Raw genomic sequence first — 21958 nt, 5'->3', positions numbered from 1 at the left:
TGCGTCAGGAGAGTCCTCCGGATTATGTTTTCTGGGAAAAGACGGGTACACCACAATGGATGAGAATATCCTTCACCATACGGGGAAGGGGAACCTCACGCTGGGCAGCTCCCCGGCGCAGAGCCTCTCCCGGCATACCGTAGACCACAGCACTTTCCTTGTCCTGAGCCAGGGTGAGAGCCCCCGCCTCGCGCATCTCCAGAAGTCCTGCCACCCCGTCATCTCCCATGCCCGTCAGAATAACGCCAACGGCATTGGAACCCGCCTCAGCCGCCAGGGAACGGAACAGTACATCCGCAGAAGGTCTGTGGTGAGCTACAAAGGGGCCGTCCTTAAGGGCAATGATATAGGAACGATCCATCCTGCGCACCAGAGTGTGTCTGTTTCCAGGTGCAAGATAAATCTGTCCATCCCGGAGAACATCCCCCTCTTCGGCCTCCTTTACCCCGCAGGGCACACTCTTATCCAGATCAAAGGCAAAGTTCCGGGTAAACCGTGCGGGCATATGCTGCACAATCACCATGGGAGGGCCGTCCGCAGGCCAGCCTTCCAGAAGGGTTCTCAGGGTGGCAATCCCCCCCGTGGACGCGGCAACCCCCACCACAGGCTGGGTCTTGATGTTGACCCGCATTGAGGGCGGAGGCAGAATGGCATCCGCAGAAAGAAGGGCTCCCCGCCGCATCACAGGATCCTTTTCAGAAGCCGCCGCCCCATGCACGGCATCGAGTATTCTGGTTCCTACCGCTTCCAGAGACCCTTCATCCTGCATCCTGGGCTTGGGAATGATATCCACAGCCCCCAAGGCCATGGCCTCCTCTGCTATGGCGTCTCCCCGGCCCGCCGTAAGGGCTGAGCAGATAATCACCGGAAGGGGATGCTGGGCCATGATACGCTTTAAAAATTTCAGCCCGTCCATGCGGGGCATTTCCACATCGAGAAGAATAACATCCGGAACCTGACGCCGGATTTTCTCCACAGCTCCGTAAGGATCCATAGCTGTTTCCACGCTGGCCACAGCAGCATCCTTTTCCAATATGGAACAGAGCATGCGCCTGGAAAGGGCAGAATCATCCACCACCAGTATATGCAGCCCCTTGCCCTCCTTATTATGACGGATCATCGTCTTCTCCTTCGCCGGTATTCTGCTGTGCCCTGCGCACTTCTTTAAGTTCGGAACGGCTGAATACCCGTGCAATATTGAGAAACAAGAGTACCTGCTCCTCCCGGAGCACCATGGCTTCCAGAAAATCCAGGGGAACGCCCCCCCCCATTTCCGGTGGTGGACAAAGGGCCGAAGTGTCAAAGGAAAGAACACTTTCCACGGCATCCACACGGATGGCGGCCATAAGTTCCCGGCCTTCAAAGGGAATATTCACAACCACCACAGCAGACTCCGGATCCCGGTCAAGACGGGTCATGGAGAATTTTTTTTTCAAATCCATAACGGGGACAATCCTGCCCCGAAGGTTCATCACCCCTTCCAGAAAATCCGGTGTCCGGGGGATGGCCGTGACGAACACATCCTGCAAGACCTCCTGCACCACGCCAATGGGCAGAGCAAACACAACATCCTGAAGACGGAAAGTAAGACACTGTCTCTGCCCTTCATCCATGGGTGCCTCCCCCCTTTTTATCCCTTCCCTCCGATCCTCCCATCCCCCAGTCCTCATCCAGATCAATCACCACACCGGAAGACCGTTGAAAATCCTGAGATCGGATACTCTCCGCCTTTCTGTCAGAACGGGAACGGCTGCCCCGTTCACGTTTCCATGTCTCAGTGTCCCTGTCTTCCGGGTTTCCCGGAGGCAAGACCGCTTTCCGGGCTTCAGCATGCACAACAGAATCCTGATCCTTCTTCCCGCCGTCTCCGCTGCCGATGGAAAAAAAAGCCATGGCCTGCTGCAACTGCTCCGCCTGATCTTCCATCTGCCCTGCCGCAGCCGCCATTTCTTCCGCAACATGGGCATTCTGCTGGATGATTTCATCAAGCTGGATAATGGCCTGGTTCACCTGGGTAACGCCTTCGCTCTGTTCCTGACTGGCGGCGGTGATCTCCTGCACCAGAGATGCCGTTTTCTCAATGGCGGGAACCAGCATTTCCAGCATGGATCCCGCCTCATCGGCCTGGGTAACACTGGCTATCGCCAAAGCCCCGATTTCTCCCGCAGCTTTCTGACTGCGTTCGGCCAGCTTGCGCACCTCGGAAGCCACAACGGCAAAGCCCCTCCCGTGATCCCCGGCCCTTGCGGCCTCAATGGCCGCATTCAGGGCAAGGAGGTTGGTCTGACGCGCAATTTCCTCAATCACCCCGATCTTTTCAGCAATCTCCCGCATATCCTTCACCGTCCTGCCTACGGAAGCACCGGATTTTCTGGCCTCCTCAGCCGCCTTGTTGGCAATGGCCCGTGTCTCCTTGGCGTTTTGCGCATTCTGATGGATAATGGAACTCATTTCTTCCATGGATGCGGAACTCTGTTCCGCTGAAGCCGCCTGCTCCGAAGCCCCCTCCGCCACCAGCATGGCCGTTGTTTTCAGCTCCGCACTGGCCGTTCGTACCTGGGAAGCCGCCTCCCTCACCTTACCCACAACAGCTCCGAGGTTTTCCACCATCTCCTTCAAAGCCCTTGCAATGGTGTCCTGTTCAGATACGGCGTCAAAGGAAAGACGCAGATCCCCCCTCGATACCCGGGAAGCCAGCTCCGAAGTCCTGCGAAGCCCCACCAGCATCTGATCCATGGCCTGGGCCAGACGGCCCAGCTCGTCTTTCTGATTCAAGGAAATCAGGACATCATAATGCCCCGTCTCAATCTTTCTGGCCGCATCCGCCAGGTCTACCAGGGGCCTGCGGATAACCCGAATCATCAGGCCCGCCATGAAAATACCGGTCAGCAGGGCCAAGGCCCCAAGAAGACTGAAAAGCCAGCGGGCATGATCCGCCGCCTCGGCCAGAGCCTCCACCCGCTCCGTGTGTCTGCGTGCCTCTGTTCTGAGGGCAGCCAGCGTTCCCAGCATTTCCTCAAAGACAGGCAGCACAGACGCATCAAACATACTTCTGGCTTCCATGGCCGCCCGGTTGCGCTGGGCCACCTTCAAAATGACATCTCCCAGCAGAACATCCAATTCCGCAAGAGCGCCCATGGTCTCCAGTTCATAGAATCCCATGGCCTCATCCACCTGCCCCTTGTTGATAAGCCCCTCAATCCGTTCGGCAGAACCATAAAGACGCCGGAGGGGTTCTCGGCAGGCTTGCAGACCGTCTTCAATGCCAAGCCCTTTGGGCCAGAGAGATTCCCGTGTCAGAAACCGTCCCAGGGCAGAAGTTTCCGGATTTTTAACAACATTCAGGGAAAAGGGAATCCCGTCGGAAAACTCCCGTGCCCTGCGTAAAAGAGCCTGGTTCTGTTCAAAAAGATAGACCCCTGTCCCCAGATACCAGCCCCAGGGTTCAAAATACCGTACCTGTCCCAGCTTCGGCACTTCCTTTTTATTTTCATAATGGGGCCAGGCATACAGCATGAAGCCATCCCTTTCCGCAACCCGCCGGTTGGCTTCGCTAAGCAGATCCCGGAGCTTCTGATGCTCCGGCCCCAGCTCAAGCCCCTCCAGGGCTGGAAAATAGGGATGGGCCACCATACGGAGATCCCCGTCATGAATCCAGAGGTAATCCCTGTTTTCCTGACCATAACGAATTGCCTTGATCAGATTTTTTGCCTTCTCCTTACGCTGGGCCTCCGTAAGCCCCGGTTCTGCATAAACCGCTTTAAGGATGGACTCTCCATGGGAAAGCACATTGCGCAAAAGGTCCTGATACCGGAAAAGGGAACCCGCACCCAGGGCCAGCTGCTCGGCCACCCGCTGTCCCCACACCTGATTCTGCTGCTTGAAGGACTGAAGTTCCTGAAGAAAATCCGGATGATCAGATTCATAGCGCTCCAGAACCGTTAAAAGCCTTGCGTGCAAAAGGGCATACTGCCCATCCACTTTTTCAAAAAGCGGGCCCAGCTCTGGGATATGATCCACCATCCATATCCGCTCTTCTCCGGCAAGCCAGTTTCCAAAGGGCGTTTCCTCCTGTTTTTCCTGCAAGACCACCCTGTCCGCTCCCATGAGATGGGCGCTGATTCTTCGGGAAGCCCGCAGGAGTTCCACTTCCTTCATGGCCAGGATACCGTCCATGCGCGTCCCGTCAATCAGGGCATTCCCCCTCTGGGCCATCCGGTTCACACCGAGAAAGCCCGTGAGAATCATCGCGGCCAGAAACACAAGCAGCATGCCAAAGCCAAAGCCCAGCTTGACGCCAATCCCCAGATCCTTCCACCGCATGAAACACCCCTTCCTCCCCCCCTTTTCGGGACGGCCTACATCCGTGTGCTGTATTTTTTTGAAGACTCCCCTTCTGCGGCCTCTTCACAAGCTCTCCGCCACAGGCCCTGCACATCCAGAACAAAGGCAATACGACCGTCCCCCAGAACCGCCGCACCGGAAATGCCATCCTGTCTGTCATACCAGTCGCCCATGGATTTGATCACCATCTGCTGGGTACCGATCAGGGTATCCACCACAAGCCCCAGAAGCCCGGATTCTGAGCGTACCAGCACCACCTGGGCATCATGCTCCAGGGGATCCGCCATGCGGAAAAAAGTTCTCAGATGAATATAGGGCAAGGCCTTCTTGCGAAACAACAGCAGACGCCGCTCTGCCCCCCCGTCTCTGGGCAACGCGTAAAAATCCATACAGGCTTCCACCTGGGTGACAGGAAGACCATAAATACCTCCTCCCACCCGCACCAGAAGACACTCCACAATGGCCAGAGTGAGCGGCATGGACAGACGAATACGAATTCCCTTTCCCGCCTCACTGTAAAGGGTGATACGCCCCGCCAGCGCTTCAATCTGACGACGCACCACATCCATCCCCACGCCCCTCCCGGAAACGGATCCCACAACCGCAGCCGTGGAAAGACCCGGATGGAAAATCAGGGCATCCACTTCTCCGGGTAACGGCACCTCATCCTCCCGGATCAGTCCCCTTTCCCTGGCTTTTTTCAGCACAGCCTCACGGTTGATCCCCCTGCCATCATCTGAAATCAGAATTTCCACACGGCCCTCCACCGCAGCCGCTGAAAGTCTCAGGGTACCGGCAGAGGGTTTCCCTTTCTGCCTGCGCTCCTCGGGAGACTCGATCCCATGATCCAGAGCATTGCGGACAAGGTGCACCAAAGGTTCTCCAAGTCCGTCAATCAGGGATTTATCCAGCTCCGTCTCGCCCCCCTCAATCTCAAGATTCACCTCTTTTCCCAGTTCCTGGGCAAGATCCCGTACCAGACGGCGAAAACGGGTAAATATTCCGGAAATGGGTGTCATTCTCAGGTTCAGTACACAATCTTTCAAATTAAGGGCAATACGATCCAGCCCTTCCAGGCACTCATTCAGAAGTGGAGACTGCACCGTCCTGGCCACAGCATTCAGCCTTGCCTGCTGCATGACAAGGTCTCCAACAAGGTTCATGAGGGTGTCCAGACGAAAGGCGGCGATACGGACATCCTCATGTTCCGGATGCTGGGCCTCACCGCGCATCTTCCCCTTCTCCTTTACCGAAGAAGAGTGTTCTGCCCCATGCAGATTTTCCGTCGGCAAGGAAGAAGACACAGGGCCGGAGACCCTCTCCTCCTCCCCATCCAAGGGCAAAACGCTTATGCGGATTTCACTGTCTTCCTCCACAAAAAGAAAGACATCCTGAATTTCCTGATCCCCGACCTCTGTTTCCAATACCATGTCAAAGGCCAGAAAACACTTTTCCGCATCAAGGGTTTCAAGATCCGGTACATCCCCCGTCAAAACCCGGACACTCAGATTCCCCAGATCCCGCAATTCTCCCAATACCATGGCAGGATCCATACCCGTCATAAAAATACCCGGGAACGGCTTGAAAAAAATAGCTATTTTCCGTTTTCTCTCTCCCTCTTCCTCCCTGCCGTCCCCCTTCTCCAGCCCCTGGGTTGCTTCCGCCAGCATCTGAATGAGCCGGGCATCGGTCTCCGCCCCTCCTTCTTCGGGATGATCCACGAGAAAACGCAAACGATCCGTAACTTTCAGCACCAGAGAAATGAGAGAGGCCCCAGGAAAAATACGCTTCTCCCGGATACGCTCAATAAGAGATTCCAGCTCATGGGCCAAGGTTGCCAGTCCGGTCAGTCCAAACATACCCGAAGAGCCTTTGAGGGTATGGACTGCACGAAAAAGACGGTGTACCGCATCCGCATCAGGAGACTGGGTCTCCAGATCCAGTACAGCAGCTTCCATGGCCCGAAAAATATCGCTGGCCTCGCTGCGGAAAACCTCCCCCAGATCCTTATGCAGGCTTGATTCCATATCCGTCATATCAAACTCCCGATAATCCGATAAAGCGGCGGATCAGGCGCTGGAGGGCATCCGGCTTGAAGGGCTTTTCTATCCATGCGGAAGCTCCGGCTTCCCGGGCTTCCCGACGTTTTTCAGGCTCAAGGGGACTGGTAAAGATAATTACCGGCACAAAACGTACCGGACCTCCTGCCCGTATCTTCCGCAAGAGGGCAATGCCGTCCTGTTTTGGCATGTTCAGATCCGTCACCACAAGATCGGGATAGGGGGGGGAGGACAAATGATTAAGGGCATCTTCACCGTCAACGGCCTCATCAACGGCATAGCCCGCACGGCTCAGGGAAAGACGTACCAGCATCCGGACACTGGGGGCATCATCCACCACAAGAATCCGTTTACCCATGTCAGTCATCCTTCCTGACAGAAAAACACGCATCCTGAAGATCAAAACCCGCCAGCAGCGCCGCTTCCCGCAGTGCCGTACCCGCAACGAGGGAAAAGGGAAGTCTCCGTTTTGCACAGGTGGAAGACAGGGCAGAGAGCAGTTGCAGAAAAGCCGTATCGCAGGAGCTGACCTGGCTGCAATCCAGAACCAGCCCGCATGCGCCTTCAAGGAGTCCCAGAATCTCCCGCTGCAGGGCAACCACACCATAGATGGTCTGTGCCCCCGAAAGGGTATGGGTAAGGATGTCTGCCATGGGCTGCCTACACCCCGTGCCCGGATTCGTCACCACCGTCCATCAGATGGTGATGGTAACGCACCGCATTGCGCACCTCCATGCGCAATTCCGCCTCATCCCAGGGTTTCTTGAGAAAAACATTGACTGTCCAGGAGTTTAAACCGCCAACCACAACATCCACATCCGAATAGGCCGTCAGCATGATCCGGACAGTTTCAGGATAAAGATCCCTGATCTTTTCAAGAAACTCCATGCCGGTCATGTGGGGCATCCGCTGATCCGTCACCACCACAGCAGGCCGCAGCAGGGGAAAGGCCTCCAGAGCTTCCATGGCACTGCCAAAGGTGTGCAGAGTGTAGCCCTCATTACGGAAAAGACGACGGAGACTCTGAAGAATATGGGGTTCATCATCTACAAAAAAAACACATGAGTTCATGGGATACACCTTAGAGATAAGGTTGAAGACGACTATCCCGTTCAAAGGCAGGGGAACAGAAAGAACCAAAGCATGGGACAAAGCGGAATTGCAACTTAAGGAATTTTGTAGCACAATCCCGGCTGGAGGCAAAGGATATCCTCCATGGAAGCCTGCACATCCGCATGTCTGGATCCTTTCCCCTACCCCTTTCCCAAGGAGTCCCCGTGATCCGTACAGGGCTTGAAAACCTTCTCCAGAATCCGCCCGCCTTCCTTGAAGGAAAAAATCTGGGCCTTCTGGCCAACCCCGCATCCATCGGATCGGACTTTCGCCATGCAAAGGAACTTATCGCCCAACGCTTCCCCAACCGCCTGAAGGCCCTCTTTTCCCCCCAGCACGGTTTTTTTGCGGAAAAGCAGGACAACATGATCGAATCCGATCACATGCTGGATCCCGCTCTGGGAATTCCCATTTTCAGCCTTTACGGAGAAACCCGCATTCCCTCACCGGACATGCTGAACCAGATCGATATCCTGCTGGTGGACATCCAGGATGTGGGCACCCGGGTCTATACCTTCATCCACACCCTCACCCTCTGCATGGAAGCCGCACGGGATGCGGGCATCGCCCTTGTGGTACTGGATCGGCCCAACCCCATCTCCGGCATGTTTGTCGAAGGCAATGTACTGGAACCGGAATATTCCTCCTTTGTAGGCCGCCACCCCATTCCCATGCGCCATGGCCTGACCCTGGGGGAATACGCCCTCATGGCCAACAAGGTCTTTCACATCGGTGCCGATGTGGCGGTGATTCCCATGCAGGGATGGCGGCGGGACATGTTTTTTCAGGATACGGGGCTGCCCTGGGTACTGCCCTCCCCCAACATGCCTTCAGCAGAAACGGCTCTGGTCTATCCCGGTCAGGTGATCTGGGAAGGTACCACTCTTTCCGAAGGACGGGGTACCACAAAACCCTTTGAAATTTTCGGTGCCCCCTGGCTGGATACCGGCGCCCTCCTCAGGGTTCTTCCCCGGGATGCCCTTGCAGGCAGCATCCTGCGTCCTGTGGTGTTCGAACCCACATCCGGCAAACATGCGGGGATCCCCTGCCGGGGATTTCAAATCCATGTCACTCAGCGGGACATCTACAGGCCCTATTACCTGAGCCTCTGCCTGCTCCAGGCCATCATGACCCGCCATCCTGCCCATTTTGCCCTGAAACAGCCGCCCTATGAATATGAAATGGAAAAACTGCCCCTGGATCTGATTCTCGGCAGCAGAAGACTACGGGAAGCTTTAAGCCTCGGCCAGGATCCGGCAGAGCTGCGTCGTCAATGGGAGAAAGGCCGTATGGAATATTGCCACGGGGCCGCAGATTTTCTTCTTTATGGGCCAAAAGAAGGTTTCAAGGCCCCATGAGAACACCGTTCCAAAGGCATAAAACCAGAAAAAATTAAACCCGCTTCCCTTTCATGTCGATAAGAAGACAAAAGCCCCGAAAGACCCAGGGCTTTATCCCGACGGCGTTGTGAAAGGGGGATACCATGTTGCTTGAAGCCTTTAAAAAATACAAAGCCATTCATCAGATGGAAATAGGCGAAGAAGGATACGGGCAGATCGGCTCCATTTTCCGGGACGAACACAACCGCCTCTGGCTCTACCTGAAGGGCAAAGTCTCCGGACGCTACAATGGCAGCCTCAGCCCCCTGATCCGCAGAACCGGTGAAGAAGCCTCTGCCTTTGACGTGGATACCAGCACAGAGCTGTTCACACCGTTTGCAGCCAACTCCCGGAGCCTGGAACAGCACCGGGATTTTCTCTGCCTGGATCCTATACTGCTGCCCGCAGTAAAAACCGAGCAGCGTACCGGACTTGACCCCCATGTTCCCGCCCCCTATGGAGAGGTTCTGGCACCTCTCTTTGACATCTTCATGGCAGCGGAAGTACTCAACGAAGTCCTCATCCGTACCAGTGTTCCGGAAATCATCCGGGGTGAAGTCCCCCTGAGCAGTGGTGTGATTCTTTACGGCGAAGGCGGCACCGGAAAAACCGCCCTGCAGAAAGCCATCGGGGATGTCTATCAAAGGGCCGGATGCCATGCCACAGAACTCAATGTGGCAGCCCTCAGCGAAAAATACATTGGCTCCCTTGCCCACAACCTGGATGCCGCCATTGCCGAAATTCTGGAAAAAAGTCTGAAAAGCCACAAGCCTGCCTTTATTTTCCTGGATGAGGCCACCTCCCTCATCATGAATGGAGACAGCCACAACAGCTCCGGCGCAGACTATTACCAGGAGGCGGTGGATGTGCTGAAAAAATACATCGCCAATTATCCCAACCTTGTATTCAGTATCACCACCAATGCGGATCCCGATGTCTTTGATGATACCCTGATTCGGGACGGACGCCTGGCCCCCATCCGGATTCCGGCTCCAGGCCGCATGGAAAAGGCTGCCATGTGGCGCTTTTTCTTAAAAAAATACGATATTTTCCAAGCTCTTCCAGAAGAACACTATCTCATCCTGGCTGACGGTATTCCCCATGAAAAAGGGGCTTTTATCAGCCGTTTCTGCAAGGATTACCTTGCCAGAAAAAAACTTTCCATGGAAACGGCCCGGGCGGGTTCCGCTTCCCTTCTGGAATCCCTGGCAGCAGGCAGTTTCATTACCATGAATGCCGTCAAGAAGACCCTGTCCATGGAATCCCTGATCCGAGATATTGAAACAGCCCTTGCCCTCAGGCCTTCCAAACCGAAGAAACCGACCATGGGCTTTCTCAAAAAACGCAGTGCCTGACAGAAACCGGAGGGCCGTCCCCTTCTGACGGGGATGGCTCTCCGGTTTTCTGAAGGGAGACATGCTGCCCACCCTCCCAATCCCCTCAGTCTTCCGAAGACTCCCCGCCATAGCCCGGATCCGGATCCGGACATCCGCTTCTGGCAGCCGCCTGGGCCAGAACATCGCAGCGTTCATTTTCAGGATGCCCACTATGTCCCTTCACCCAGCAGAAACGCACCTCCATCCCCTCCAGAACATCAAGCAGCCGTCCCCAGAGATCAGGATTCAGGGCAGGTTGACCATCGGCTCTTTTCCATCCCCTGGCCCGCCATCCCCTGGCCCAGCCCTTTTCAATACCCTGAACCAGATAGCGTGAATCGGAAGTCAGCAGAACAGGAACAGTCACCCCGCGCACAGCCTCCAGGCCGATGATTGCTCCCAGAAGCTCCATGCGGTTGTTGGTGGTCAGGGCAAAGCCACCGCTGAACTCCTCCCGCGAACCATCCTCCCGAATGAGCAGGGTGCCATAACCTCCGGGGCCGGGATTACCGATGGCTCCTCCGTCGCTGTAAATACGGATGGAAAAGGAGGCCGGGTCACAGCCCTCTTCCCTGTCCCCTCCGCCATGACCTTTCGATTCCACACGTCCCTTTCCCGAAAAGGACGGTGTCCCCGTGCCTGCCATAAACGCTTCTGCATCCTTTTTATGTTCAAATCCTTTAAATCTGGCGCCGGTAAAGGCCCTCACCTGCTCCTCTGCCCCACCAGATCCGAACCATGTGGTATAAATTCCCGGCTTTCTGCCCCGCAGCACCGCATAATATTTTTTTTTCGCCGCCAAGATACCCTCTCCCCATCCATCCGTTTTTATAAAAGAAATCATTGCAAAATAAAATAAAGTATGGCAGTTTGTTCCATCCTTCCTGAAAAGTCCCACCCCATACGCATCCTGCCTTTCATTTTCCCACAGATGCTTCTTTTGCTTATGATGGCGGTCCACGGGACCGCCGCCCGCCTTGCTGCGGTGAAACACGAATCCCCCAGTCTCTGCTCCCAGCCTTCCCTTGACACCCCAAGGAATTTTACCCTATAGCATATGCACGTACGGGCACCTATGCACCTTCCTTATTTTTCCCTTTAAAGGCAAATCCAAATGAATGAGAATGCCCCCTCCTTCCCGACCCGTATCCTGAACAACATCGGCTCTCTGGTTCTGGATCGTATCCGTCTTGCAGGACATTTTGCCCTTTTTCTCTGTGCAGGTTTCCAGCATATTTTTTCATGGCCTCTGCAACTCTCCAAAATCCTGCAGCAAGTATATTTTATTGGTGCAAAATCCATCCTGGTCATCTGTCTGACCGGTCTTTTCACCGGCATGGTTCTGGGACTTCAGGGATATTACACCCTGATCAAATTCGGATCCGAGGGATATCTGGGATCCGCCGTAGCCCTTACGCTCATCCGCGAGCTGGGACCTGTACTCACGGCCATTATGGTAACGGCAAGGGCAGGTTCCGCCATGACAGCGGAGATCGGTATCCTCCGTATTTCAGAGCAGGTAGACGCTCTGAAAACCATGAACATCAATCCCATCCGTTTTCTCCTCAGTCCCAGGCTGGCAGCAGCCATCCTCAGCATTCCCCTTCTGGCCTCCATTTTTAATGTGGTGGGCATTTTAGGAGGCTATCTCACAGGTTCCAGACTCTTAGGGATCAACCCCGGCATCTATTTTTCCAGGGTGGAATCCAGCATCCTTCTCAGTGACGTCACCGGCGGTCTGATCAAGGCTCTGGTCTTTGCCATTGTTGTGGCTTCCGTATGCTGCTACCAGGGATACTATACCCACAGACGTAAAAACGTCTTTGGTTCCAAAAGTGTAGGACTTTCCACCACATCCGCCGTTGTCCAGAGTTCTGTCCTGATTCTGATCACCGACTATATTCTCACCTCCTTTCTTCTGTGAGGCCCCATGCAAACGCCTCTGATCCGCCTTGATGATGTCTGCAAAAACTTCGGTTCCCATACCGTCCTGCGGCACATTTCCCTGCAAATTGAAGCCGGCAAAACCACTGCCATTATCGGAAAAAGCGGGGAAGGTAAAAGCGTGCTTCTCAAGCACATCATCGGACTTATGCAGCCCAGCAGTGGAGAAATTCGCTACAGAGAAAAACCCATCCAGCAAATGAACAAGAGGGAAATCAGAGATTTTCGCAATCGCATGAGCTATATGTTCCAGGGATGCGCCCTCTTTGATTCCCTGAATATTTTTGACAATATTGCCCTCCCTCTGGTGGAGGGATCCCGCCTTTCCCGGAAAGAGATCCGAGACAAGGTCTATGCCCGCATGGCGCAACTGGATCTTGGCGATGTCGGGCTTCTTTATCCCTCCCAGATCTCCGGCGGCATGATGAAACGCGTGGCCATGGCACGGGCTCTGGTCACGGATCCTGAACTGGTTCTCTTTGACGAACCAACAACGGGTCTGGATCCCATACGTAAAAATGCTGTACATGCCATGATCTCTGAATACCAGAAGCAGCTTGGATTTACGGCCCTTGTGGTCAGCCATGAGATCCCGGATATTTTCCACGTCGCCCAGAACATTGTCATGCTGGATGAGGGCCGTATTGTTTTTTCAGGTACGGCTGCAGAAATTCAGGCCTGCGATCTCCCCGAGGTCTGCCGCTTCATCCGGGGGGACATCACAAGCCCCTTCCTTGACTGAAGTCCATCAACCCGCTTCTGCCCATGGAGTCTTTTATGAAAAAGATCACCCTTGAAACCACCGTTGGCATCTTTGTCATTGCCGGTATTCTCTGCACGGCCTATCTGACGATACAGCTTGGAAAAATGGAGCTGATCGGTAACAATTACTACACCATTGAAGCCCGCTTCGCCTCCGTCGCCGGTCTGACCAAGGCCGCCCGCGTGGAAATTGCCGGAGTGCAGGTGGGCAGTGTCAGCCGGATCAGCCTGGATCCGGAACGTCTTGTGGCTGTCCTTCACCTCAAAATCCAGAAAGACATCCCCATTTCCGAAGACACCATCGCCTCCATCAAAACCTCCGGACTGATCGGCGACAAGTATATCCGCCTTTCCCCCGGCGGCTCCGACATGCTTCTGGGTGAAGGTGATGTACTCCTGGAAACGGAAGCGCCTCTGGACATGGAGGATATGATTTCAAAATATGTATTCGGCGGCATCAAATAAAACAAACGAGGAAAGGAAGCCTGTCATGGCCGTAGCCCGAAGTCTGCTTCTCCTGGTTCTGCCTCTGCTGTTCCTTGTCCAGCTTTCCATGGCGGATATGGGGCCCCTTGCAACCATACAGAATCGCATTGATATCGCCATCGCTATTTTAAAGGATCCGGTTTACAAAAATCCAGATCCTGACCTTGCGGAAGAACAGCACCAGAAACTTTTTGAACACATACAAAGCATTTTTGACTTCAGAACCATCTCCATGCTGGCCACAGGCCGCAACTGGCGACGTTTCTCCGATACCCAGCAGCGGGATTTCGCCGACCTTTTTGCCAAACTCCTGGCCAACACCTATATCGAAAAGGTACAGGACAATTTTCAGAATGAAAGCGTGGTCTATGATGAGGAAACCCTGATCAGTCAGGACAGGTCTGAAGTCAGCACACGGGTTCTTCTGAGCCAGGGAGAAGTGCCGGTTCTCTACAAACTCCGTAATATCCGGAATGACTGGCGTATCTACGATATCCATATTGAAGGCATCAGCCTCATCCAGAACTATCGCAGCCAGTTTGAAGATTTTCTTTTCAAAAAAGACCCCGCAGACCTGATCCTGCATATGCGGGAAAAAATCAGCTCACTTGAAGCCCAGCGTATCCAGCGCAGAAAAGAAGGAAAAACTGCGGAAGAGCCCGACAAGGATAAAGCCCTGCGCATTCTCTGATGATTTTCCGTAGCGTTCGGCTCTTCCCTGAAAAAAAACTGTTTTCATTGGGAATGGCATCTCGTTTTACCAGAATCAAAAAAATCCAAATCCGTCTCCTTCTTTCAACGCTTCACGGTAAAACGGGCTTTGGGCTGTCCTGACTTAGCTCATGATCCATCACCGCAGAAGACGGAGGGAAGGGACAATTTCTTATTTTAAGGAACCGTTTCCATGCGTGCATCGCTGTGCTGCCTGTTCTTTCTTGTACTGCTTCTGAGCTTTCCTCCCACAGGTCTCCATGCCGAAGAGGAAAGGGAGGATGACCAGGATTTTTTCGCCGAAATTGAAGCCGAATACGCCACCGCACCGGGGCTTCAGATTGCCGACCCTCTGGAATCCCTGAACCGGGGAATGTTCATCGTAAACGACCGCCTTTATTTCTGGGTTCTCAAACCCGTGGCCACAGGCTGGCGCAACATCACTCCATCCCCCGTGCGTACCGGTATCCGCAATGTATTTTATAACCTTACCGCACCGGTTCGTGTGATCAACCAGCTTCTTCAGGGAAAGGGGAAGGCTGCCGCCGCAGAAACAGGAAAATTCTTTGTAAACTCCATCTGGGGAATTTTCGGGCTGATCGACGCTTCCCAACAGCTTCCTTCCCTTCAGGTACCCCCCGAAGATCTGGGCCAGACTCTGGGACACTGGGGCATCGGCAATGGCTTTTATCTGGTGCTGCCCCTCCTCGGCCCCTCCACCCTGCGGGACGGTATTGGTCAGGTGGGAGATTTCTTTTTGCAACCCACAAGCTATGCAGACTGGAATCTTGAAACCCGCATCGGAAAAAGTGCTTTAGAGACCGTAAACAGCACCTCCTTCCGTATCGGCGACTATGAGACCATCAAAGGCGCCTCCCTGGATCCCTACACCGCTGTGCGCAACGGCTATGTCCAGATGCGTATGCAGGCCGTTTCCCGTTAAAATGCTATCCTCCCAGCCTTTCCAGATGTAAACTAAGACGGTGGCGCTGCTGTCTGCCCATAAAAGGCAGACAGTTCCGCACTTCCCGCAACAGCACTGCAAGAGGCATCGCCCGCTGGACAGGATGGGAAAACCAGACGCCATCTCCCGGATTCTGCACTTCGATACCCGCCCAGAGAGCACTGGTAAGAGGAACAAAACTGACCCGCCACTGCCGGATATCCGCACCGCATTCTTCTGCAAAACGGGACAGTACACGCAGATGTTTAGGGGAAATACCGCTGATTCGCCGGTATTGCTCCCAGTTGAACATCCGAACCTCAGGTTTCAGCAGAATCCGGATCAGGCCCCCTTCCTGATACCGGATTTCCTCCCTTGTCCTGCGTAAAACACGGCCATCGGGAAGGGTCTGAATACAGGCCGCACTGGGTTCCCAGTCCTTCCGGACAGAACACCAGACCACAGACTTTTCCGTTGCCCTGGAAAAGGATGGAGAGGGCAGAATCTGCCCTGTCTGCAAAATGGCCCTCAGCGCCTTCCCCGTTGTGTAGTGATAGACCGTTTCCTGGCTTGTCATAAACCGTCCCTCTGCTGTCATTCCGGACTGTTCTGAAGAAACTTGCGGGCAAATTTCAAAAAAGCCTTGGGTTCCGGAAGATCCCGGATCTCGGCCATAAGTCCCATCTTCATCAGGTTATCCAGAGGCCTGTTAATGGCCGTACCCGAAGCCTTTCCCTCATCCACCAGGGTAAAAAGCAGCTTCTGACGCTGCCGCAGGGAGAGGGTTACAGCATGAAGAATATCCTCTTCTCCCTTCAGTGCCTCTGCGGCTTTACGCACCCGTCCCTCGTACTCGGAAAGAAAACGACGGCCTTCCTCACTGGCAGGTGGAAGGGAAAAAAGCCGGTTGGTCACAGCCGCAGCAAGCAGCCCTGCTTTTTCCTTCTCCATCTCATCGCTGTACCGGGTCACCAGTCTGCGGTACACACCATGCTTGACCTGATCAAAGGCCTTGTCCATCCCTTTGTAGAGCTGTTTTTTTGTAAAAATAAACACGTTCCCGTCCCATACTCAAAAAAAGTTTCCCATATCGGCATCAGGGCCATTTCCTGACCATGCGCCCCCATCCCGGCTTCGCAGCAACAAAAAATAAGGAGAAGCAGCTTCCCTTCTTTAACGGAAAAGTCTCCGGGTCTCAAGCAAAGGATGCGCATGGCAGGGTTTGCTTTTTATCTGCGGGAATGCTAGCAGATATTTTCGAGAAAGCCCATGGCTGCCCGGCTCTGTCCGGATCTCTTCCCCCAACACCATCCGCATTCAGGAGGCCTTCCATGAAAAGCATACGGGATACCGCAAGGGAAAGAATGACTGGCTACTGCCGTGTCTGCCCCATCTGCAACGGCAAGAACTGTGCATCCGGCGTGCCCGGTATGGGAGGTATCGGTACAGGAGAAGCCTTTCGTGCCAATGGGGAAGCCCTTGCGGATCTGAGGCTGAACATGCGCCTCATCCATGACATCACCGAACCGGATACCCGGACGGATCTCTTCGGGCTTTCCCTGGACATGCCCCTCCTCGCCGCTCCCATTGGGGGTATCTCCTACAATATGGGCGGTGCCGTTTCCGAGGCGGACTATATTCAGGCCATTGTGAAAGCCTGTCGCAAAGAAGGCATTCTCGGGTGTACGGGAGACGGTGTGCCACCGGAAATTTCCCAGTGCGGCTTTGAGGCGCTTCAGCGGGCAGAAGGGCAGGGTATCCCCTTCATCAAACCCTGGGAAGACACGGAACTTTTTGACAAACTGGACAGAGCCCTTGCCACCCGGCCCCTTGCCATCGGCATGGATATTGACGCCGCAGGACTCATTACCTTAAGGCTGATGGGCCGTCCCGTTTCCGCCAAATCCGTGGCCAAGCTGCGGCAGATCAAGGAATATATCCAGAAACCCCTTATTCTCAAAGGCATCATGACCCCGGATCAGGCCGAACTCGCCCTGGAAGCCGATGCCGATGCCATTGTGGTTTCCAACCATGGAGGCCGTGTTCTGGACATGACCCCCGGTACCGCCGATGTCCTTCCGGAAATCGTGGAGGCTGTGGGGGGCAGAATCAAGGTTCTGGTGGATGGCGGCATACGCAGTGGGGTGGATATTCTGAAAATGCTGGCTCTGGGAGCCGATGCCGTCCTCATCGGACGTCCCTTTGCCATTGCCGCCTGCGGTGCTCTTGAAGATGGGGTTTCTGCTTATATTCAACAGCTTCGCATGGAACTGAAGCAGGCCATGGTCATGACAGGCTGTGCCAGTCTTGCGGATGTGGATGAAGCCATCCTCTACTGAAACATCTTTAGGGTGCAGATGCATGCAAACCTGCACCCGCCTTTTTTCCCCTTTAGCAACCCTTCTGCAAGGAGAAACCGGATTTTGGGACGCCAACTCCGTATTGTTTCCTGGAATGTCAATGGTCTCCGAGCCATCTGGCAAAAAAATTTTGAGGCTTCGGTCAAAGCCCTTAACGCGGACATCCTCATGCTCCAGGAAACCAAACTCCAGGAAGCTCAGCGCAGCCCTGAAATGCTGGATCTGTCTGGCTATCCCCATCAGATCTGGAGCTACAGCCTCAAGAAAAAAGGCTACTCCGGAGTCATGGCCTACAGTCGCATCCAGCCCCTGTCCATGGGCAAAGACATCGGTCTCCCCGAATTTGACGATGAGGGCCGGGTCAACCAACTGGACTTTGACGACTTTACCCTGTTCAACGTCTACTTTCCAAATGGTCAGATGGGGGAAGAACGGCTGGACTATAAGCTGCGTTTCTATGAGGCCTTCTTTCGCCATGCGGATACCATCCGAAAAACGGGCAGGGCTGTTGTTGTCTGCGGCGACTACAACACAGCCCACAACGAAATTGACCTCAAACACCCCAAAGCCAATGCCAAGACCTCCGGTTTCCTGCGCATCGAACGCGACTGGCTGGATCGGCTCATGGCCGAAGGCTGGGTGGACACCTTCCGCCACCTGTACCCCGAAACGGTACGGTATTCCTGGTGGTCCTACAGGGCCAATGCCCGTCAAAACAATGCAGGCTGGCGCATTGACCTCTGCCTGGTTTCCCGGGATATTCTTGAAAAAGGCTGGCTGAAAAGCGCCTTTATAGAAAACGGACTGATGGGATCCGATCATTGTCCTGTGGGGATTGAACTGACCCTCCCTGACCTGAAAACCCCCCGTTCGGAGTCATGAATCCTCCCCTCCATATCTTCCATACCCTGCATTCATCAGCAGAAAACAGCCCTGCCCGGAGCCGCACCATGATTTTACGCCCGAATATTCTTTTTCTTCTCTGGGGTACCCTGCCTCTTCTTTCAGGATGCGCCCAGAATCTTCTGCTCGTCCGTGGGGCAGATCTGACAGGAATGGAACAACAGCTCTCGGAGCAGGCCGTTCTTACAGCCCGTATGCTTGAAACACAAAACCTGAATCATGAGGTTCTCTCCCGTCTTACCCTCAGCCTTGAAAACGATACCGCCTGTGAGTCCCTGAGACCCCTTATGGAAAAAATTCTCGAAAATGATGTTTTCAAGCATAGTATGCTGGAAAACATCACGGCTGAAATCGTCCGAAAAAAAGAAGCGTCCCTGGTGCCGGCTCCGTCTCCGCCACCGCCCCCCCAGGCTGTACTGTCCCCGCACGTACGGGAAAAAATTCCTGCACAAAAAATTGTGGTCGGCGCAGAAGAAAGCGTCCTCATCACCCCGCCAGGCTTTCTCTTCCCCGCCCGCATGGACACAGGTGCAGAAACCGCATCCCTGGATGCCCGAAATATCCAGCGTTTTGAACGGGACGGGGAACGCTGGGTACGTTTTGATCTGCTCCACCCGGAAACGGGTGAAGTGATTCCCATGGAACAAAAGCTTCTGCGTAAAGCCCGTATCCTCCAGTCCATCAGTGAGGAAAGTGAACGAAGACCCGTTATCCAGCTTTCCCTTTCCATCGGGGATACCACCCAGCTTGCGGAATTCACCCTTTCCGACCGCAGCCACCTGAGCTTTCCCGTACTTATCGGACGCAACATCCTCAAAGATGTAATGGTGGTGGATGTCAGCCTTTCCCACACCCTTCCCGTAAAACGGAAAAAAAACCCTGAACGCGTTGAAAAAGAAACGGAAGGCCTCTGATGTCCCGTATCAGTCTGTACTGGATTGTACTGGCCCTGACAGTGGCTGGATGCGGCCTTGCCTGGCTTCGCCACAGCACCATGCAGATTCCCCTGGAACCCGGAAAGAATACCGGTGTCTGGCTGGTGGAGGCCCGTGTGGATTTTACCGCCGAAAACCAGCCTGTACTCGCCAGCCTGAGCATCCCCCACAACCCGCCGGGATTCCGGATTTTCAACGAACAGGCGGCTTCTCCGGGATACGGTTTCTCCATCATTGAGAACAGGGAAGGACGCAGGGCGGAATGGTCCCGCCGAAACGCCCTGAATGAACAGACACTTTATTACAAAATCCAGATTTCGCCTCAGGCAGACAGAACTTCCGCTCCTGGAGATCCTCCGCCTCCCATGGAACCCGTCTACTGGGATGACTCCGAAGCTACAGCAGCAGAAGCGCTCATGGAAGCCGCCACCAGCAGATCCAGTACACCGGAAAGTCTCACGCGGGAACTCATCAAGGCACTGCACACCGGCGAACAGAACGCAACCCTGCTGCTGAGCCGCCACAAACCGGAAAGTCTTCTCACCCGTCTTCTCGCCCAGGCGGGTATTCCGGCACGGGTCATTCTGGGACTTTTTCTGGAAGACAACCGGAGAAACCAGAGCCTGGTACCCATGATAGAAGTCTTTACCGGCAAAAGCTGGGTTCTTTTTCACCCTGAAACCGGTCTTCAGGGTATACCTGAGAACTTTCTGTTATGGCACAGAAACGGGCCATCCCTTCTTGATCTCAGCGGCGGTACCATGGGAAGGATCAGTTTTTCCATGCTCTCTCAGAGCATCCCCGCCCTGGAAATGGCCAAACTCCAGTCAAGCAACCTGCGTTTTTCCTTTCTGAGCATGCATCACCTGCCCCTGGATCAGCAGGGGGTCTTCCGGCTGCTGCTTCTCATTCCGACAGGGGCTCTGGTGGTGACCCTGATGCGTATCCTTATCGGCGTCCGCACCTCCGGAACCTTCATGCCTGTACTCATCGGCATGGCCTTTCTCCAGACCTCCCTTATTCCCGGGCTGGTCTACTTTCTTGCCCTCATAGGAGCGGGGCTTCTGCTGCGCAGTTATCTGTCCTACCTCAATCTACTCCTGGTGGCCCGTATTGCCACCATTGTCATCATCGTCATCACCCTCATTACCCTGGCAAGTCTCACAGCTATCCGTCTGGGATTCCATACGGGCATACCCGTCACGGCCTTTCCCATTATCATCATTGCCTGGACCATAGAACGCATGTCCATTCTCTGGGAAGAAGAAGGGATGCGGGAAGTTCTGGTACAGGGTTCGGGAAGTCTTGGTGTCGCACTTCTCGCCTATCTTTTCATGCGTCACCCCCTTATCGCCCATCTGAGCTTCAACTTCCCTGAGCTGAACCTTGTTATCGCTGCCCTTATTCTTCTTATCGGTCAGTACACAGGATACCGGCTTTTTGAACTGCGACGCTTTGCTGCCATAAAGGGCATTTCAAAATGAGATGGATCTCCCCTTCTGCCCTGAAGTCCATGGGGATTCTGGGTATGAACCGCCGCAACATCCAGTTCATTGCCCGGCACAACCCACGCCATCTGTATCCTCTTGTGGACAACAAACTTAAAACCAAACGCCTTGCTGAAGAGCACGGAATCCCCACACCGACCCTGCGCTTTGTCCTTACCGCCCAACATGAAATCCGGCATGTCAGACAACAGCTTCAGGGTCTTGAAGGGTTTGCCATCAAACCCGCCAAGGGTTCCGGAGGCAAAGGTATTCTTGTGATCTCCCGCTGCATGGAAAACAGCTTCGTCAAAGCCTCGGGCAAACGCATGGGAGAAGCGGACGTCCAGCGTCACCTGTCCAACATCCTGGCCGGACTCTACTCTCTGGGCGGTACACCGGATACAGTACTGGTGGAAGATCTGATCCGAATGGATCCCCTGTTTGACGGGTATTCCTATCAGGGCATTCCCGATATACGGGTCATTGTGTTTCAGGGATACCCTGTCATGGCCATGCTGCGTCTGGCCACAGAGGCCTCAGACGGAAAAGCCAACCTGCATCAGGGAGCCGTGGGGGTGGGGCTGGATCTGGCCACAGGAACCGGGCTTCGGGCTTTGCAGTTCGGCCTGCCCGTCACCCTGCATCCGGACACCCGAAAGCCCCTGGACAACATTCAAATTCCGGACTGGAAAAACCTCCTCACCCTGGCCAGCCGCTGCCATGAGATGACAGGTTTGGGCTATATCGGTGCAGATATCGTTCTTGATAAAGACCGTGGCCCCCTGCTTCTCGAACTCAACGCACGCCCCGGGCTTGCCATACAGCTGACCAACGGGGAAGGCCTGCTGCTCCGTCTCCGGAAGATTGAATCCCTGGCTGGAGTCATGCGCAGTACCGAAGAACGGGTAAACTGCGCCATGGAACTCTTCGGTAACAGCCACAAACAAAACCGACATGAACAGGATCTCTAAAATCAGCAAGTCTATGAGCAGGCTTCCGGGACTTCACGGCTCCATCGTTCCCCACCGAAGCATGGAAACGATAGCTGAAGAAGGAGGGGATTCAAAAAAATAAAATCTCCATTCTGAAAAACCTATTACGGCCTGTTCAGAACAGAGATTTTTTTTGACCTCAACACAAAAAAAGACAACTCAT

At 54.4% G+C, this 21958-nt stretch carries 22 protein-coding genes; 12 read left to right on the top strand and 10 right to left on the bottom strand.

The genetic code is table 11. The features are described from left to right. Positions 1-22: 22 nt before the first annotated feature. From cheB to BR04_RS12080, 7 genes are read right to left on the bottom strand one after another with little or no spacing between them, the layout of a single operon-like run. Complete coding sequence (cheB, locus tag BR04_RS12110) at positions 23-1120, bottom strand: chemotaxis-specific protein-glutamate methyltransferase CheB (protein ID WP_496356276.1); 1098 nt, start codon at positions 1118-1120, stop codon at positions 23-25. Further along, a complete protein-coding gene (locus BR04_RS12105) occupies positions 1107-1613 on the bottom strand; it encodes a chemotaxis protein CheW (protein WP_496356275.1) in 507 nt (168 codons plus the stop codon). The genes cheB and BR04_RS12105 overlap by 14 nt, the downstream gene beginning before the upstream one ends. After that, entirely contained in the window at positions 1606-4323 is a 2718-nt protein-coding gene (locus BR04_RS12100; protein WP_496356274.1) for a methyl-accepting chemotaxis protein, read from the bottom strand. Before BR04_RS12100 ends, BR04_RS12105 begins: the two co-directional genes overlap by 8 nt. 35 nt (positions 4324-4358) lie before the next feature. Beyond that, positions 4359-6380, bottom strand: coding sequence for a chemotaxis protein CheA (locus tag BR04_RS12095; protein WP_496356273.1), 2022 nt, complete (start codon positions 6378-6380; stop codon positions 4359-4361). A gap of 1 nt (position 6381) precedes the next feature. Beyond that, positions 6382-6762 carry a response regulator gene (locus BR04_RS12090; protein ID WP_496356272.1) on the bottom strand — a complete coding sequence of 127 codons (381 nt, stop codon included), beginning with the start codon at positions 6760-6762 and terminating at the stop codon, positions 6382-6384. Between the two features lies 1 nt (position 6763). Next, the gene (locus tag BR04_RS12085) at positions 6764-7057 is read right to left on the bottom strand and encodes an STAS domain-containing protein (protein ID WP_496356271.1); all 294 of its coding nucleotides are present in this window, start codon (positions 7055-7057) and stop codon (positions 6764-6766) included. A 7-nt stretch (positions 7058-7064) separates the two neighbouring features. Then, complete coding sequence (locus BR04_RS12080) at positions 7065-7475, bottom strand: response regulator (protein ID WP_496356270.1); 411 nt, start codon at positions 7473-7475, stop codon at positions 7065-7067. 206 nt (positions 7476-7681) lie between these two features. On the opposite strand from BR04_RS12080, the gene BR04_RS12075 reads away from it, so the two are divergent. Together BR04_RS12075 and BR04_RS12070 are read left to right on the top strand one after the other, a co-directional pair. Continuing rightward, positions 7682-8875 carry an exo-beta-N-acetylmuramidase NamZ family protein gene (locus BR04_RS12075; protein WP_496356269.1) on the top strand — a complete coding sequence of 398 codons (1194 nt, stop codon included), beginning with the start codon at positions 7682-7684 and terminating at the stop codon, positions 8873-8875. Positions 8876-9000: 125 nt separating this feature from the next. Continuing rightward, positions 9001-10251, top strand: a complete 1251-nt coding sequence (locus tag BR04_RS12070) for an AAA family ATPase (protein WP_496356268.1) — start codon at positions 9001-9003, stop codon at positions 10249-10251. 85 nt (positions 10252-10336) lie between these two features. Here the strand turns inward: BR04_RS12070 and rnhA are convergent, their stop codons facing one another. Next, complete coding sequence (gene rnhA, locus BR04_RS12065) at positions 10337-11074, bottom strand: ribonuclease HI (RefSeq protein WP_496356267.1); 738 nt, start codon at positions 11072-11074, stop codon at positions 10337-10339. Between the two features lie 312 nt (positions 11075-11386). On the opposite strand from rnhA, the gene BR04_RS12060 reads away from it, so the two are divergent. The 5 genes from BR04_RS12060 to BR04_RS12040 all read left to right on the top strand — a co-directional run bounded on the left by BR04_RS12060 (position 11387) and on the right by BR04_RS12040 (position 15118). After that, a complete protein-coding gene (locus BR04_RS12060) occupies positions 11387-12196 on the top strand; it encodes an MlaE family ABC transporter permease (protein WP_496356266.1) in 810 nt (269 codons plus the stop codon). Positions 12197-12202: 6 nt separating this feature from the next. Beyond that, entirely contained in the window at positions 12203-12958 is a 756-nt protein-coding gene (locus tag BR04_RS12055) for an ABC transporter ATP-binding protein (protein ID WP_496356265.1), read from the top strand. A 35-nt stretch (positions 12959-12993) separates the two neighbouring features. Next, positions 12994-13443 carry an outer membrane lipid asymmetry maintenance protein MlaD gene (gene mlaD, locus BR04_RS12050; protein WP_496356264.1) on the top strand — a complete coding sequence of 150 codons (450 nt, stop codon included), beginning with the start codon at positions 12994-12996 and terminating at the stop codon, positions 13441-13443. 25 nt (positions 13444-13468) lie between these two features. Beyond that, the gene (locus BR04_RS12045; RefSeq protein WP_496356263.1) at positions 13469-14155 is read left to right on the top strand and encodes an MlaC/ttg2D family ABC transporter substrate-binding protein; all 687 of its coding nucleotides are present in this window, start codon (positions 13469-13471) and stop codon (positions 14153-14155) included. Positions 14156-14368: 213 nt separating this feature from the next. Continuing rightward, positions 14369-15118 carry an MlaA family lipoprotein gene (locus BR04_RS12040; RefSeq protein WP_496356262.1) on the top strand — a complete coding sequence of 250 codons (750 nt, stop codon included), beginning with the start codon at positions 14369-14371 and terminating at the stop codon, positions 15116-15118. 4 nt (positions 15119-15122) lie between these two features. On the opposite strand, the gene BR04_RS12035 is transcribed toward BR04_RS12040, so the two are convergent. Next, complete coding sequence (locus BR04_RS12035; protein WP_496356261.1) at positions 15123-15695, bottom strand: hypothetical protein; 573 nt, start codon at positions 15693-15695, stop codon at positions 15123-15125. 17 nt (positions 15696-15712) lie between these two features. Further along, positions 15713-16174, bottom strand: coding sequence for a hypothetical protein (locus BR04_RS12030; protein WP_496356260.1), 462 nt, complete (start codon positions 16172-16174; stop codon positions 15713-15715). 275 nt (positions 16175-16449) lie between these two features. On the opposite strand from BR04_RS12030, the gene BR04_RS12025 reads away from it, so the two are divergent. The 5 genes from BR04_RS12025 (at position 16450) to BR04_RS12005 (ending at position 21774) form a co-directional block, all read left to right on the top strand. Beyond that, positions 16450-17457: an alpha-hydroxy-acid oxidizing protein gene (locus BR04_RS12025; RefSeq protein WP_496356259.1), complete on the top strand. Its 1008-nt coding sequence runs from the start codon at positions 16450-16452 to the stop codon at positions 17455-17457. A gap of 84 nt (positions 17458-17541) precedes the next feature. Continuing rightward, entirely contained in the window at positions 17542-18360 is an 819-nt protein-coding gene (locus tag BR04_RS12020) for an exodeoxyribonuclease III (protein WP_496356258.1), read from the top strand. Positions 18361-18428: 68 nt separating this feature from the next. Next, entirely contained in the window at positions 18429-19295 is an 867-nt protein-coding gene (locus BR04_RS12015) for an ATP-dependent zinc protease family protein (protein ID WP_496356257.1), read from the top strand. Further along, on the top strand, positions 19295-20800 hold the full coding sequence (locus tag BR04_RS12010) for a UUP1 family membrane protein (RefSeq protein ID WP_496356256.1): 1506 nt from the start codon (positions 19295-19297) through the stop codon (positions 20798-20800). The genes BR04_RS12015 and BR04_RS12010 overlap by 1 nt, the downstream gene beginning before the upstream one ends. Beyond that, positions 20797-21774 carry an alpha-L-glutamate ligase-like protein gene (locus tag BR04_RS12005; protein ID WP_496356255.1) on the top strand — a complete coding sequence of 326 codons (978 nt, stop codon included), beginning with the start codon at positions 20797-20799 and terminating at the stop codon, positions 21772-21774. Before BR04_RS12010 ends, BR04_RS12005 begins: the two co-directional genes overlap by 4 nt. The last annotated feature ends 184 nt before the right edge of the window (positions 21775-21958 follow it).

Source organism: Desulfobotulus sapovorans DSM 2055, assembly GCF_059569355.1.
This window is presented reverse-complemented; position numbering and strand designations above follow the sequence as displayed.